The organism is Limosilactobacillus sp. WILCCON 0051 (assembly GCF_039955095.1).
Lineage (GTDB): Bacteria > Bacillota > Bacilli > Lactobacillales > Lactobacillaceae > Limosilactobacillus > Limosilactobacillus allomucosae.
Genome location: NZ_CP154878.1, coordinates 822,051 through 834,886 on the forward strand (window position 1 = coordinate 822,051; position 12,836 = coordinate 834,886).

Sequence of the window (12,836 nt, forward strand, 5' to 3'; positions counted from 1 at the left end):
TAACGCTTCTGAATGCTATTAAGCATATCAGAAACGTTAGGAAATTAACAGACTAAAATCAATATAAATGCCCATTTGGCGCGGGTTTAACTCGCTTAACAGGCAACGGAGAGATGCCTTCCAAAAGCTGCTTGATTTGGCGGCGGCTTAACTGGACGGCATCATTGCGATGCCGTGGCCAGCGCAGACCACCATTTTCAAAACGTTTATAAAGCAAGATGAATCCTTCACCGTCCCAATAGAGTCCCTTAAACCGATCATTCCGCGTACCGCAGAAAAGGAATAGGGAATCATCAAACAGATCCAGATCATAGTTTTCGGCGACCACTGCCGCTAAGCCATCAATACCTTTGCGCAGATCGGTTTTGCCGCAGACGATAAAAACATGCTTCGGCTGGGTCCAATTAACTAGCATGATCAATGAGGAGTTTAATCAGATTTTCGATCATCGCAGGATCAGCGTCTTGGTAGATGTTAAGCCGCACCTTCTGAATCGAAAGTGAGGCTACCAGCACGCGCCGGTTAGTCTTGCGGTCGTTTGAAGTGGCGCTGACTTCAACGATTTCATTTTGAGCCATCAAAACATACTAATCTAGTGTTGGATGATTACTCGACGGAGTAGTCGTTCAACACTTTTTCTTTTACTATGTAAAGTGGAGATGAAGCCAATGCCGTGGAGCTCTTGGACACATGATGTCGTAAACAAAACTGGCAGCTTCACCATTCAATTGAGAATCTCGTCTAAGTATGTTGGCTGTTAAAGTCCGGTTGAGAAAATTAGATCTGATTGAATTGGGTGAAGGCAGCTCATCTCCAAGTAAAGCGGAGGTTTATTCTTATGGATTTATTGAAAACTGTTTTCGGTATTGATGTTAGCAGCCGGAAGTCTAACGTATGCATTATGGTCAATGGCCAAAAAGTTAATGACTATGCCATCTCCAACGATATGGTAGGCTTCAATCAGCTGCTAGATGATCTTAAACAGGTTACCAACCCGCAAATTATTTTTGAAGCAACTGGCGTCTACTCCAGAAGACTTCAGGCGTTTTTGGACATGCACGAATTACGCTATGTCATGATGAATCCGCTGGAAGCCAAAAGAAAGACAAAGGATGACCTGCACCAGAACAAGACCGATAAGCTTGATGCCTTGTGCCTTGCCAAGCTGCAGTCTGAGCACCCACAACGGCTGGCCTATGTTCAAAGCGAAGAATATCAAGAATTGATGGCCAACAACCGCATCTACGAGCAGGCTTCGCACGATCTGATAACCAACAAGAATAGACTGCACAAAGCCATTCAGCTCACTTTCCCAGAGATTGAGCACCTAATGGCTAATCCGAGAGGAAAAAACTACTGGAGTATTGTTCTCAGATTCCCGCACCCTGATATCGTATTAGAAACAAAAGAAGCCGATATCATCGACTTCTTAAAGAGCTTATCTGGTATTGGTGAAAAACGTGCCAATGATCTGGCACAGAGGCTTATCCGGCTGGCTAAGCTCGCATGCCCAGCTGTCAAAAAGAGCAGTGCTTATGTTCGTGGCCTTGAAATGGCCATTAACAACATCCTAAGCGCTGAAGAAGAGTGCCAGACTGCTTTAAAGGAGATGACCAAGCTCGCTCCCAAGCGGGATCTGGAGATCCTTAAAAGCATTCCTGGCATCGCCGAAAATACTGCCTTGAGAATTATTAGTGAGCTCGGAGATATCAGACGCTTTAAAAACCCTAACCAATTAAATGCCTTCGTTGGCGTTGACCCTCAGATTTATGAATCTGGCAACCTTGCGGCCCACCTGTCAATTTCAAAGCGCGGGACAGCTATTGGCAGAAAGGTGCTGTACTTGGCCATAAACCAAATTCAGTCGGCTAAGAAAGCGGGAAACCCTTGTCATATTGCGGATTATTACGAGAAACGAAAACGGTCTTCTGAGACTGCAAGTCACAAGAAGGCCGCTATCGCATCGATCCATAAATTATTACGGACGATCTTCGCTTTAATTAAGAATGATCAATTATATAGCTATGACGTAGCCAAACATAACCAAAGACTTTTGTCATAAAAATTGATCCAATAGATATTATAACAGCCTCTTTTTGAAATTACAGAAGGTGGCTGTATTTATCATGCCCTAAATCAGATATTTGACTTGATCCTTCGGGAGTCATTTCCCGATCAAGTCCTTATTTTAAAATAAAATTGCCTAAAATCGTTGATAACACTTGACTTAGAGTAGAAAAAGACCTCCTATATGAGTTTCCTCAAGTATAGAAGGTCCGCGCGGCGGTTGGAATACGTGTTGTTATGGTGTGCTTACGATAGGTATGGTAGTGGTAATATTTAATATGTACCTGTGTTAATATTTGAAATGTCCGTAAGTTGGACAGAATTCACTTGTCTGATGGTTGTCTCGTCCAAATATTGGGCAGGCAAAAGTAAAAGGTATGCTTGATATATCGGCATTTTGATGTAGCATAGATATGAAATGATCCTCGTTAAAAGGGGACGGAAACTTTTGAGCATCAGCCAAAGCTTGTGGTGCATTTTGCAGGATATGAAATGATCCTCGTTAAAAGGGGACGGAAACTATTAATTTCATATTGCAGTTCTTTCAAATCTTTCACGATATGAAATGATCCTCGTTAAAAGGGGACGGAAACTGTCAACTGTTTTTTAGAAGATTTTTGAAACATCTTCTGATATGAAATGATCCTCGTTAAAAGGGGACGGAAACCCAAGCACGCCGAATCGTTCCGGCTTGATTTTGTTGATATGAAATGATCCTCGTTAAAAGGGGACGGAAACTAAACCCTAACCACTCCCTTTCGTTTTATTATGGATATGAAATGATCCTCGTTAAAAGGGGACGGAAACTAATTGAACGGGCTAATGTCAGCAGCCCTTTAGAAGATGATATGAAATGATCCTCGTTAAAAGGGGACGGAAACCCCACTAATAACCAACGGTAACGTTGACGATTATTTGATATGAAATGATCCTCGTTAAAAGGGGACGGAAACTGCGTGGATCGTTACCGTGTGTTCAAATTTCATCATAATTGATATGAAATGATCCTCGTTAAAAGGGGACGGAAACACCGCCCGTAAGTTTTGCACTATTGTTTCTCAAGCACGATATGAAATGATCCTCGTTAAAAGGGGACGGAAACTGACGGAAAAATATTCGGTTGTCAAAGTTCGATTGAAGATATGAAATGATCCTCGTTAAAAGGGGACGGAAACCGTACCGTTAGGGCTTAAACCCCGCAGATGTCACCATGATATGAAATGATCCTCGTTAAAAGGGGACGGAAACTCGTCTTCCGCTTCATCGTTGTAAATGCTAATGATAGATATGAAATGATCCTCGTTAAAAGGGGACGGAAACTATTTGCCGTGGATTAATTCTTCCTGTTGGTCAAAGATATGAAATGATCCTCGTTAAAAGGGGACGGAAACCATTAACACCACTTTGGCAGGCGTTCACCACCCGACAAGGGGATATGAAATGATCCTCGTTAAAAGGGGACGGAAACTAATTTTTTACGGCTACCGAATTGTTCAAAATAACCCAGATATGAAATGATCCTCGTTAAAAGGGGACGGAAACGATGAAGCACGACAAATTGCCGCATGCCGACGAGTTCCTGTGCCAAAACTATGAACCCGGCCAAGAGTAATTTTTTCAAGCAAAAAGAGTCTGACTTCCATTAACGGAAATCAGGCTCTTTTTAGTAACTTGTTTAATGTGCATGTGAGTCTTGCGGCTCAAAAAGGCTAGGCCAGCTGCTTGACGGGCCGCACGTGAATCTCGCTTACGGCCAGGTTGTCAGGCGTGTCAATCACCTGCTTGACCACCTCAGCCACTTCTTCTGCCGTCAGGGAGGCAGACTGCTGCACCCGGCGCTCGTCTTCCCGGTCGGCCTCGCCCGGAATGGTATTGACCAGGTTGGTCACCGTAGTTCCCGGACTGATCAGAGTGGACTTGATGTTGTGCTCCCGCTCCTCAAAGCGCAGCCCTTCCATCAAGGCCCGGACGGCAAACTTGCTAGCGCTGTAGACGGCGAACTTTGGGAATACTTTGTAGGCCGCGGTCGAACCGGTCGTGATGATGTGGCCGCTGTTTTGCTCCTCCATGTATGGAAGAACTGCCGCAATCCCGTTCAACACGCCCATGACATTGGTCTGCATGATCTGCTGCCAGTCGTTGATCCGGCGTTCGCTTAAGTAGCTGACGGGCATGATCCCGGCATTGTTGAAGATCACATCCACCCGGCCGAACTTGGCCACGGTCTGGTCAACCAATTCTTGAACCTGGTCAGCCTCTGCAACGTCAGTCTGCTTGACCAGCACCTGGTCGCCATACTTTTCAAACTCGGCCAACTTGTCAACGTGCCGAGCAGCCAGGGTCAGCTTGGCACCGTCTTTTGCCAGAAGCTCCGCGGTGGCCAGGCCAATCCCGCTGGAGGCGCCGGTAATGATGATTACTTTATCTTTAACAGACATTCTGTCTCTCCTTTCCAGCTATTTTTTGCCAAAAATGGTCTTTAAAGGTTTTCCTTGAAAAATTCGTCAAACTTGTCAAACGGAATCTTGTCCATCTGGTCGTAGAGGTCAACGTGGTCAGCGTTTGGCACGATCACGATTTCCTTAGGATCCTTCAGCTTCTCGTAAGCTTCTTCAGCGAAGTAGCGTGAGTGCGCGTTTTCGCCAGTGACGATCAGGCTCGGGCGCGGGGAAATCTGGTCAATGTACTGCTCCAGCTTGAAGTTGAAGTATGACCAAGGAGTCGTTGACGTCCAGGCCCCGGTTGAGTTGATGGACCGCGGGTGGTAAGCCCGGCCGCGGTAGTAGTCAAAGAAGGCCTTCAGCACCGGGTTCGGGTTTTCCGGCAGCTTGTCCGGGAAGAGGTTGTCCATGTAAATGACTTCCCCGTTCTGGTCAAACATTACTTCGTGAGCGCCGGCAGCAAAAGTGCCGTTTTCTGCGTCGATCCAGCGACGGCGGGCCAGGTAGTCCTTCAAGCTTTCCCGGTTCTCATCGGTCATGGTCTTGCCAACGCCGTCCCAAATTGAGGATGACATGTCATACATTACTGAAGTGGCTACGGCCTTGATCCGCTTGTCGATTGACGCTGCCGTCAGGACATGGCTGCCCAGGCCGCAGATGCCGATGGCCCCGATGCGTTCCCGGTCAACAAATTTTTGCAGGCCGACAAAGTCGACTGCCGCGCTGAAGTCTTCGGTGAAGACGTCTGGAGAAGCAACATTGCGCACCTCGCCGCTACTTTCACCGGTAAATGACTGATCAAAGGCCAGAGTCACGAACCCGCGCTGCGCCAGCGTCTGAGCGTACAAACCGCTTGACTGTTCCTTGACTGCGCCAAAGGGACCGCTGATCACGATTGCCGGGTAGGCCTGCTTGTCGTCAAAGTCCTTTGGCAGGTACAGGTGGCCAGCCAGAACGATGCCAAAACGGTTGCGGAAGCGGACGCTTTGCACGCTGATGGACGGGTCGATCTTAAATACTCTGCTGTCGTTTGCTAAAGTGTTCATGTTGCAATTTTCCTTTCTGTGTCTGCTTGCTTATTGATGTTATAATGATTGTACAGGCTAAAGTTAACTTTAGCGCAAGCCTTTTTTCAAAAAAATCTGAAAGGAATTTTTTATGCCAACCTTAAAAGAAAAAGCAAACACTTTGTCAATCACTGAAGTTTCAAAATTGTGCCAGCTGCCGGTTTCCACCCTGCGCTATTATGACAACCAGGGCCTCATTCCGGGCTTGCGGCGGACGGACCAGGGAGTGCGCGAATTTGACCAGCGCAATATCGACGCGGTTAGGATCATCGAATGCCTGAAAAATTCCGGCATGTCCATTACCGACATCCGCACCTTCATGACCTGGTGCGTGGAAGGCGACTCCACCCTGCCCCAGCGTTTGGAGATGTTTAAAAAGCAGCGCGAAGCTGTTTTGCAACAGATCGCGCTGCTTGAGCAGACACTTGAGACTATTGATCAAAAGTGCGAGTATTACACTTTGGCCGTCAAAGACGGCACTGAAAAGAAAGTCATGGCCAAATACCATCCGGAATATTAGCCTAAAAGTCAGTGCTTTCAGCCAATTCCTGCCATTTGGCGATTTCCGCGGACCGGTCGGCCAGCTTTTTCTGCGCAAGCTCAGATATGAAATGATCCTCGTTAAAAGGGGACGGAAACTACCCCCAATGCTGCCTTAACTTCTTTAACAGTCAAGAGATATGAAATGATCCTCATTAAAAGAGGACGAGCTATTTTATTAATTGGTATGCTCTTCCGTTTTTTATTCATATTAAAAAGCCTACTATAGATGAATTTCCTCAATACTATCGAAGCCGGAAGTGATATTGCGACTGTCATATTAACAGTTATTGAACTAGGGCAACCATTTGGCGGCTGACTTTGTGACAAAACTCTGCATTGATCAGCTGTCGGTCTCGAAAATACCTACTATTCGCTGATTTCGGATCAGAAGTAGGTAGTTGTATATTCAAGCGGCTTAACTTTACCTACTCTTGATCCCTTTTTCGAAATCGTAGGTAAAATTGAATATTTAAGGAGTGATTGGGTTAGACCGACTTTGTGATTTACCTACGATTCAGCGATTTTCTGCTAATAGTAGGTAGTGTTAGGATTGCCTAACTTGATATACATTGATTTTTACCTACTATGCAGTCGATTTTTGAAAAAAGTAGGTAATGATGAATTCTTCATACGTTATTATGCAGGATCTCTTGTATAAAGCGTACTAATGGCGTTTGACTGCGGCTTTTGTCCAACCGATCACTAAATTCATTGACCACGACTATGGAGCCGGCATTCAGCCAGTCTTTTTCTATTAAAGTTTTGGAACGGACTATAGCGATCTTGGCGATGTTGCGTACCTGCAGCGATATTTTCTCAAAAGCAGGGCACGCAGCCGTTTCTCATATATCAGCAAAACAAAATCGCCGGCCTGGATGCTTGTGACATCTGGGTCGGCGATTATTGGTGTCTATCTAAATGAATGAACTATTTGATCGTGCCATCCAGGTTGAACAATGGCAGTTTGCCTAAGAACGCCACGTCATCCCGATCAGCAGCGGCGCCTTCAGCTAGGATGGCGGCTTTGGCAACGATTTGGCAACCAGCCAGATTGAGCAGCTTTTCAGCTGATTTTAAAGAGCCCCCGGTACTGACCACGTCATCGACTAAGACAACTGATTTTCCCTTGAGTTCGGCTGCATCGGCCCCATCAAGCACGAGCAGCTGCTGTCCCTTGGTCGTAATGGAGTCAACGGCAGTCGTCAATGGATTTTCCATATAGCCCTTGACTGACTTGCGGATCACGAATGAGCGGGGATGACCAGACAAAAGACTGATGTCATGTGCCAAGGTGATGCCCTTGCTTTCAACGGTTACGACATAATCAAACTTTTTAGGCAGCTTGGGTAAAAGCAGTTCAGCCGCTGTTTTGGACATGGCGTCGTCGCCCAGCAGCACGAACGAGGCAATGGCAGTGTCGTCACTGATTGGAATCAGTGGCAGGTCACGAGTTTGGTCGCCAACGGTAATACGATATTTTTTCATAATGACTCCTCCTAAAGCGCGGCTAACAGCGGCAAGACGACTTTCAGCAATCCACCAGACAACAGGCCTACGAATGGATCCAACCAGTGCATAACCTACCCGTTAAATACGAACATTAACTAACAAAGATAATCAAATTAAGGTAATTTACTAGAACATTATTAAACCGATTATCTACAAATGTCAAGATAATCTTAAAAACCGCCTTTCGTTTCAGCGGAAGACGGTGGCAAAAGATTCAATTTAGGGCCACAATTGCAAATCAACTATAATATAATTGAGAAAACGGCACGATAAGAGATCAGCCATTCATGATTAAGCGGGGATGATTATGAGCGAACAAGTCAAGGATCCATTAATATTTGAAACGTCCTATCGTAAAGACACGGCTGCGCATCTGGATGAAGAAATCGAAAAACGCTATCCGGGTAAGTATCATGAGCAGGAACTGTTGACGGACTATCCAACGGTCTATATTATCGATAATCAGGGCAAGCAGAGCGACTACAAAGAGGACTATACGGTTTATGTCGGCGAGACCATCGATATTCAGCGCCGGACGCTGGAGCACTTGGATGTCGATCCGGAAACGCGTGAGGACTGGGAGGAGCTGCGCAATGCCAAAAACGCGCATATGTTCGTGATCGGCCATGAGCATTTTAATAAATCGTTAGCATTAGACATCGAAAACCGCATGATGCAGTACCTGAGCAGCGTAGACGTGATCTCCAAGCTGAACAATCGGCGTGAGAATGCCCAGCGCAAGTATTACACGAGCGAGGAGTTCATTCCGATCTTTAATCGTATCTGGGACAAGCTGGGTGAAAATAAGAAGTACCGCAACCTGTTTCCGCCACGTCAGCTGCTGGAAAAGTCCGCTATCTTTAAGGCCTCACCGTTCAATAAGCTGACTGACGAACAGAATCAGGCCAAGAAAAAGATTCTCAAAACCGTTGAGCAGGCATTGGCTAAAAATCAGACCGGTCAGCTGGTTTTGGTGACTGGCGAGGCAGGGGCCGGCAAGACGGTGCTGATGAGCAACATTTTTTACGAGCTGGCCAAACAAGATCAGCTTAACGCCATAATGATGGTCAATCATCCCCAGCAGGTCAAGGTCTATCGGCAGATCGTCAAAAAACTGGGCGTGGGCGATGATGAAACGGTCGTCAAGCCAACTCACTTTATTAACAAATACGATGAAGATCATAAAGTCGACGTGGCCTTCATTGATGAGGCGCATCTTTTATGGACAAAGCGGAACCAAGGCTATTATGGGCACGGCGACAATCAGCTGCTTGATATTCTGCAGCGGGCCAAGGTGGTTTTGGCAGTCTATGATCACAAACAGGTACTGACGGCCGACGAGATCATGGAAAATGAGGACTGGCAGCAGATCAAGCGACTGGCCGGCGATAAGGTGATTCGGCTCAAAAATCAAATGCGGATCGCGGCGTCTGACGAAACGATTCGCTGGATTCGCGATTTTATCGACCAGCGCCGCATTTTCCCGATCCCGCAAGATGACCAATATGATCTGCAGGTGTTTGATGATCCGAAAGCAATGCAGGAAGCCATTGCCCGGTTTAACGCGGAAGATCATGGTCATGGCATCAGCCGCATGGTCGCCACGTTTGACTGGGAATACTCCAGCAACCGCAAGCCTAAAGATGGCAGCGACTACTGGTGTGTAAGCGAAGGCGCCTGGTCAATGCCATGGAACCTGCAGCTAAAGAGCAAACAAAAGCAGCGAAACGGCGTCAACTATGATGATCTTTCCTGGGCCGAGCAGCCGCATACGATCAAGGAAATCGGCTCAACCTATACCGTCCAGGGCTTTGACCTCAATCATGTCGGCGTGGTTATCGGTCCATCGGTGAAGTATCGCGATGGCAAGGTGGTCTTTGATCCTAGCGCCAGCGCCAATAAAAAAGCCGTGCAGCGCCGGACAATGAAAGACAATTCCAAGCAAAGGTTTGGCGAGCAATTGCTGCACAACGAATTGAACGTTTTGCTGACGCGGGGCGTGCACGGCCTGTATCTGCACGCGGTTGATCCGCAGCTGCAGGCGGCCTTAAAACGGGCAGCCATGGGCCAAAGACATAATTAAAGTTGGGATTAATGTAGTCAGCCAATAGCAGTCAGGTTATGGGGCAGAACCTAATCAGCAATTAAGAAAGGATCTATTCCAATGGATGAATTTGAAAAAATGATCAGTGGTCGACTGTATAATGCATCAGATTCAAAGCTTGGCGTTTATCATATGGAACGGATGGCACTGTGTCAGCGTTTAAACCAGACTTTGATAACGGATCAGGCTGCGATTGAGCATCTGAAAGAAGAATTGATTCCTTCCGCCAAGGGCAATGATTTGGGCATCTTCTTGCCATTTTACTGTGAGTATGGCAGCAATATTCATGTTGGTCGCGAATGCTTTATCAACTATAACTGCACTTTTTTAGATGACGCACCGATTACTTTAGGCGATGGCGTCATGATTGGCAGTGGGGTCACGATTGCCACGCCATGTCATCCACTGTTGAAAGAAGAACGCATGGTGACGGAATATCCAGATGGCCGTCACGACTTAGAGTACGCCAAACCAGTTAAGATTGGCGCTGATTGCTGGATCTGCTCAAGTGCAACGATTATTGGCGGAGTCACGATTGGTGCGGGCAGTATCGTGGCGGCTGGTGCCGTGGTAACTAAAGACGTCCCCGCTAATTCTTTGGCAGCCGGCGTGCCCGCGCGCGTGATTCGGCAGCTGGATGAAAAGGATCGCATCAATGTCTGGCAGACGTATCAGGAAAATAAAATACCGCGTTCGCTACGGGAAAAGGAACGCGGCTGATAAGTTTTTGATTTGCGAGCCTAAGCAGAATGCGGCATCAAACTGGCTGATTTGGGAAGCTGGTCATTGTTCGACTTGCCCGAAGTTATAATCTGGAAATTATCTGCCAGAAGTGATTGGAAAGAGCGGTCGTTAGAATCAGGATTACGCTGGTTGGGGTCGATTGCATAAAATTCTGCATAATCTGCCAATCAAAGTTTTCATTACCTACTATATTAAAAAAAGCGATGCATAGTAGGTAAATTTCGGTGTATATCGAATTAGGAATCCCTAACTTTACCTACTAATCCTTAAAAAAATTAAAATAGTAGGTAAAGTCGATGTTGGTCAGGATTGATTAAACGAAAAATATGCAATTTTACCTACTATTTTTTTGAAAATGCCCTAAAGTAGGTAAAAATCTCAGAATCTTTTATACATTACCTACGATTGACGAAAAAAACGTGAATCGTAGGTAATTTAGCATCAAAATGGTCGGAAAAGTCAGTCGCCCATCAAATGAACGGGGCCGGCACACAACCAAAGTCATTGAATATGTCACTTTGCAGTCGCCCATCACGTGAACGGGGCCGGCCGCGAATTTTCCGCTATGAGAACTGTGAACGCAGCTAAAAATGCCATCGCAGCTCAATAAGCGCAGCCCTTCGCAGTCCCTTAGGCAAGCCGCGCTGTCACGAGTCAAACGCGAGCTGATGGGGATGGCATGAAACAGGCAGCGGGTTGGTGTGCCGTGCATCAAGCTTGGCAGCTCGCAACCTGATTTGCCATTGACCGGACAGCTTAATGACGACTGGCGCGGTGAGCACTGCTGCCACCAATTTTGTGCACCTGGCGCTTGAATTTTTGACCGTTGGCTGGTGTAAAGTGGAAATGCCGCATTTTGCCGGCAAATGGACGCCCGCTGAGCCGGATCGTCGTCCAGCGGCGCATCAGTTCGGTCATTTCGTGCAGGTCCTTTAAAAGTGAGGTCTGACCTTCTGTTTCGGCTGCTTGTTTAATGTCGGTCTGCAGCCGCATGATCAGATTATTGTGGTACTGGAGCAGTTCCGCAGTCAGTGGGGCGTTGCGGTACTGGTTGAACAGTTTTTGAATCAGCTCCATGGCTTCTTTAGCGTTTTGGGGCTGAACATAGCGGTTTTCTTCGTTCATAGGTAACTCCTTTGCTTGAGGACGCTTTCTTGATAATCAAGAGGCAGCGGCTTTTGACTAATCTTGACATTTTTATCGAAAAAAAGTTTGACTATTGTTGACTTTTATCGGTGGGGTTGGTATATTATAAATTGTGTTTAGCACTTAGGCAGTTAGAGTGCTAAAAGGAAGTGATGCCAATGCTAACACAGCGTCAAAAGCAAATCCTGCAAGCGATTGTACGTCAATATACGGCGACTGGTCAACCGGTCGGCAGCAAGGTTTTGGCTGACAAGCTCCCAATTAAGGTCAGTTCAGCCACGATCCGCAACGAAATGGCGGTTCTGGAGCGAGAAGGCTTCGTGAAAAAAGAGCATTCCAGTTCTGGTCGCGTTCCTTCCAAGCAGGGCTATCGCTATTACGTTGACCATCTGCTTGATCCGGCAGCCGTTACCGACAGTGATCTGATGGTAATCCAAAATTCATTGGGTGCCGATTTTCACAAGATTGATGAGATCGTTTCGCATTCAGCCGATATTCTTTCAGCGCTGACGTCTTACACGGCGTTTACGCTGAAACCAGAACAAAAAGACGTGCACTTGAGCGGTTTTCGCTTGGTGCCGTTGGGGAATCAAAAAGTTATTGCCATTCTGGTTACGGATAGTGGCGAGGTGGAGAGTCAATCATTCACCTTGCCTAAGAATCTGGATACGCAGGCTTTGGAGGCCGTGGTACGCTTGATCAATGACCAGCTGGTAGGCTTGCCGCTGGTCACGGTTGTTAAGCATCTGCAGACTGACATTCCATTAAAGGTTAGTCAGTATCTGCATAGTCCCGACGGCTTTCTGCAGATCTTTGACAGCGTATTGGGGCAGGCTGCTCGCGAAAAATACTTCGTCGGCGGCCGGCTCAACATTCTCGGCTATTCTGATCGGCAGAATCCACAGGCGCTGCGGGCATTGTATGGACTGCTCGATCAAAGCGATAATCTGTCAAGTATCATTGACGCCGACTCGCCAAATGATGGGGTCAACGTCAAGATTGGCAGTGAGATTGCCGACAACCAGGTGCTCAACGACTACAGTCTGATCACCGCTACCTACGACGTCAACCAATACGGCAAGGGCATTATCGCCGTGCTGGGGCCAACGCGGATGCCTTATTCGCGGACGATTGGTCTGGTTGACGCGTTCAGACGCGAGCTGGCTAAACGACTGCTCGACTACTATCACAATTATTACGATTTATAGGAGGGGT

11 protein-coding genes and 1 CRISPR repeat array are annotated in these 12,836 nt (G+C 46.9%); of the genes, 5 read left to right on the forward strand and 6 right to left on the reverse strand.

What is annotated here, in order from left to right; genetic code table 11:
* Positions 1-58: 58 nt before the first annotated feature.
* Both tnpB and ABC765_RS04005 read right to left on the reverse strand, forming a co-directional pair.
* Entirely contained in the window at positions 59-415 is a 357-nt protein-coding gene (tnpB, locus tag ABC765_RS04000; RefSeq protein WP_347963209.1) for an IS66 family insertion sequence element accessory protein TnpB, read from the reverse strand.
* Positions 405-578 (reverse strand): hypothetical protein, encoded by a 174-nt coding sequence (locus tag ABC765_RS04005; RefSeq protein WP_347963296.1) that lies wholly within the window; start codon positions 576-578, stop codon positions 405-407. The genes tnpB and ABC765_RS04005 overlap by 11 nt, the downstream gene beginning before the upstream one ends.
* A gap of 260 nt (positions 579-838) precedes the next feature.
* Between ABC765_RS04005 and ABC765_RS04010 the strand changes: the two genes are divergently transcribed.
* Positions 839-2,062 (forward strand): IS110 family transposase, encoded by a 1,224-nt coding sequence (locus tag ABC765_RS04010; RefSeq protein WP_347979951.1) that lies wholly within the window; start codon positions 839-841, stop codon positions 2,060-2,062.
* Positions 2,063-2,477: 415 nt separating this feature from the next.
* Positions 2,478-3,609: direct repeats of the CRISPR family, unit length 36 nt; unit sequence GATATGAAATGATCCTCGTTAAAAGGGGACGGAAAC.
* A gap of 167 nt (positions 3,610-3,776) precedes the next feature.
* Here the strand turns inward: ABC765_RS04010 and ABC765_RS04015 are convergent.
* The gene (locus ABC765_RS04015; RefSeq protein WP_347980776.1) at positions 3,777-4,505 is read right to left on the reverse strand and encodes an SDR family oxidoreductase; all 729 of its coding nucleotides are present in this window, start codon (positions 4,503-4,505) and stop codon (positions 3,777-3,779) included.
* Between the two features lie 41 nt (positions 4,506-4,546).
* Entirely contained in the window at positions 4,547-5,554 is a 1,008-nt protein-coding gene (locus tag ABC765_RS04020) for an alpha/beta hydrolase (protein WP_347980777.1), read from the reverse strand.
* A gap of 112 nt (positions 5,555-5,666) precedes the next feature.
* On the opposite strand from ABC765_RS04020, the gene ABC765_RS04025 reads away from it, so the two are divergent.
* Positions 5,667-6,095 carry a MerR family transcriptional regulator gene (locus ABC765_RS04025; RefSeq protein ID WP_347980778.1) on the forward strand — a complete coding sequence of 143 codons (429 nt, stop codon included), beginning with the start codon at positions 5,667-5,669 and terminating at the stop codon, positions 6,093-6,095.
* A gap of 950 nt (positions 6,096-7,045) precedes the next feature.
* Here ABC765_RS04025 and ABC765_RS04030 read toward each other — a convergent pair.
* Complete coding sequence (locus ABC765_RS04030; protein ID WP_270648625.1) at positions 7,046-7,603, reverse strand: phosphoribosyltransferase family protein; 558 nt, start codon at positions 7,601-7,603, stop codon at positions 7,046-7,048.
* Positions 7,604-7,934: 331 nt separating this feature from the next.
* Here ABC765_RS04030 and ABC765_RS04035 point away from each other — a divergent pair, with 331 nt between their 5' ends.
* Positions 7,935-9,710 carry a DUF2075 domain-containing protein gene (locus ABC765_RS04035; RefSeq protein WP_376752312.1) on the forward strand — a complete coding sequence of 592 codons (1,776 nt, stop codon included), beginning with the start codon at positions 7,935-7,937 and terminating at the stop codon, positions 9,708-9,710.
* Positions 9,711-9,791: 81 nt separating this feature from the next.
* A complete protein-coding gene (locus ABC765_RS04040; protein ID WP_347980780.1) occupies positions 9,792-10,451 on the forward strand; it encodes a sugar O-acetyltransferase in 660 nt (219 codons plus the stop codon).
* A 780-nt stretch (positions 10,452-11,231) separates the two neighbouring features.
* Here the strand turns inward: ABC765_RS04040 and ABC765_RS04045 are convergent.
* The gene (locus tag ABC765_RS04045; protein ID WP_347980781.1) at positions 11,232-11,600 is read right to left on the reverse strand and encodes a hypothetical protein; all 369 of its coding nucleotides are present in this window, start codon (positions 11,598-11,600) and stop codon (positions 11,232-11,234) included.
* Between the two features lie 179 nt (positions 11,601-11,779).
* On the opposite strand from ABC765_RS04045, the gene hrcA reads away from it, so the two are divergent.
* On the forward strand, positions 11,780-12,829 hold the full coding sequence (gene hrcA / locus ABC765_RS04050) for a heat-inducible transcriptional repressor HrcA (protein WP_180305204.1): 1,050 nt from the start codon (positions 11,780-11,782) through the stop codon (positions 12,827-12,829).
* The last annotated feature ends 7 nt before the right edge of the window (positions 12,830-12,836 follow it).

Excerpts from the sequence above, each read along its gene's own strand:
- tnpB (WP_347963209.1), bottom strand. The coding sequence starts at position 415 with ATGCTAGTTAATTGGACCCAGCCGAAGCATGTTTTTATCGTCTGCGGC.
- ABC765_RS04005 (WP_347963296.1), bottom strand. The coding sequence starts at position 578 with ATGGCTCAAAATGAAATCGTTGAAGTCAGCGCCACTTCAAACGACCGC.
- ABC765_RS04010 (WP_347979951.1), top strand. The coding sequence starts at position 839 with ATGGATTTATTGAAAACTGTTTTCGGTATTGATGTTAGCAGCCGGAAG.
- ABC765_RS04015 (WP_347980776.1), bottom strand. The coding sequence starts at position 4,505 with ATGTCTGTTAAAGATAAAGTAATCATCATTACCGGCGCCTCCAGCGGG.
- ABC765_RS04020 (WP_347980777.1), bottom strand. The coding sequence starts at position 5,554 with ATGAACACTTTAGCAAACGACAGCAGAGTATTTAAGATCGACCCGTCC.
- ABC765_RS04025 (WP_347980778.1), top strand. The coding sequence starts at position 5,667 with ATGCCAACCTTAAAAGAAAAAGCAAACACTTTGTCAATCACTGAAGTT.
- ABC765_RS04030 (WP_270648625.1), bottom strand. The coding sequence starts at position 7,603 with ATGAAAAAATATCGTATTACCGTTGGCGACCAAACTCGTGACCTGCCA.
- ABC765_RS04035 (WP_376752312.1), top strand. The coding sequence starts at position 7,935 with ATGAGCGAACAAGTCAAGGATCCATTAATATTTGAAACGTCCTATCGT.
- ABC765_RS04040 (WP_347980780.1), top strand. The coding sequence starts at position 9,792 with ATGGATGAATTTGAAAAAATGATCAGTGGTCGACTGTATAATGCATCA.
- ABC765_RS04045 (WP_347980781.1), bottom strand. The coding sequence starts at position 11,600 with ATGAACGAAGAAAACCGCTATGTTCAGCCCCAAAACGCTAAAGAAGCC.
- hrcA (WP_180305204.1), top strand. The coding sequence starts at position 11,780 with ATGCTAACACAGCGTCAAAAGCAAATCCTGCAAGCGATTGTACGTCAA.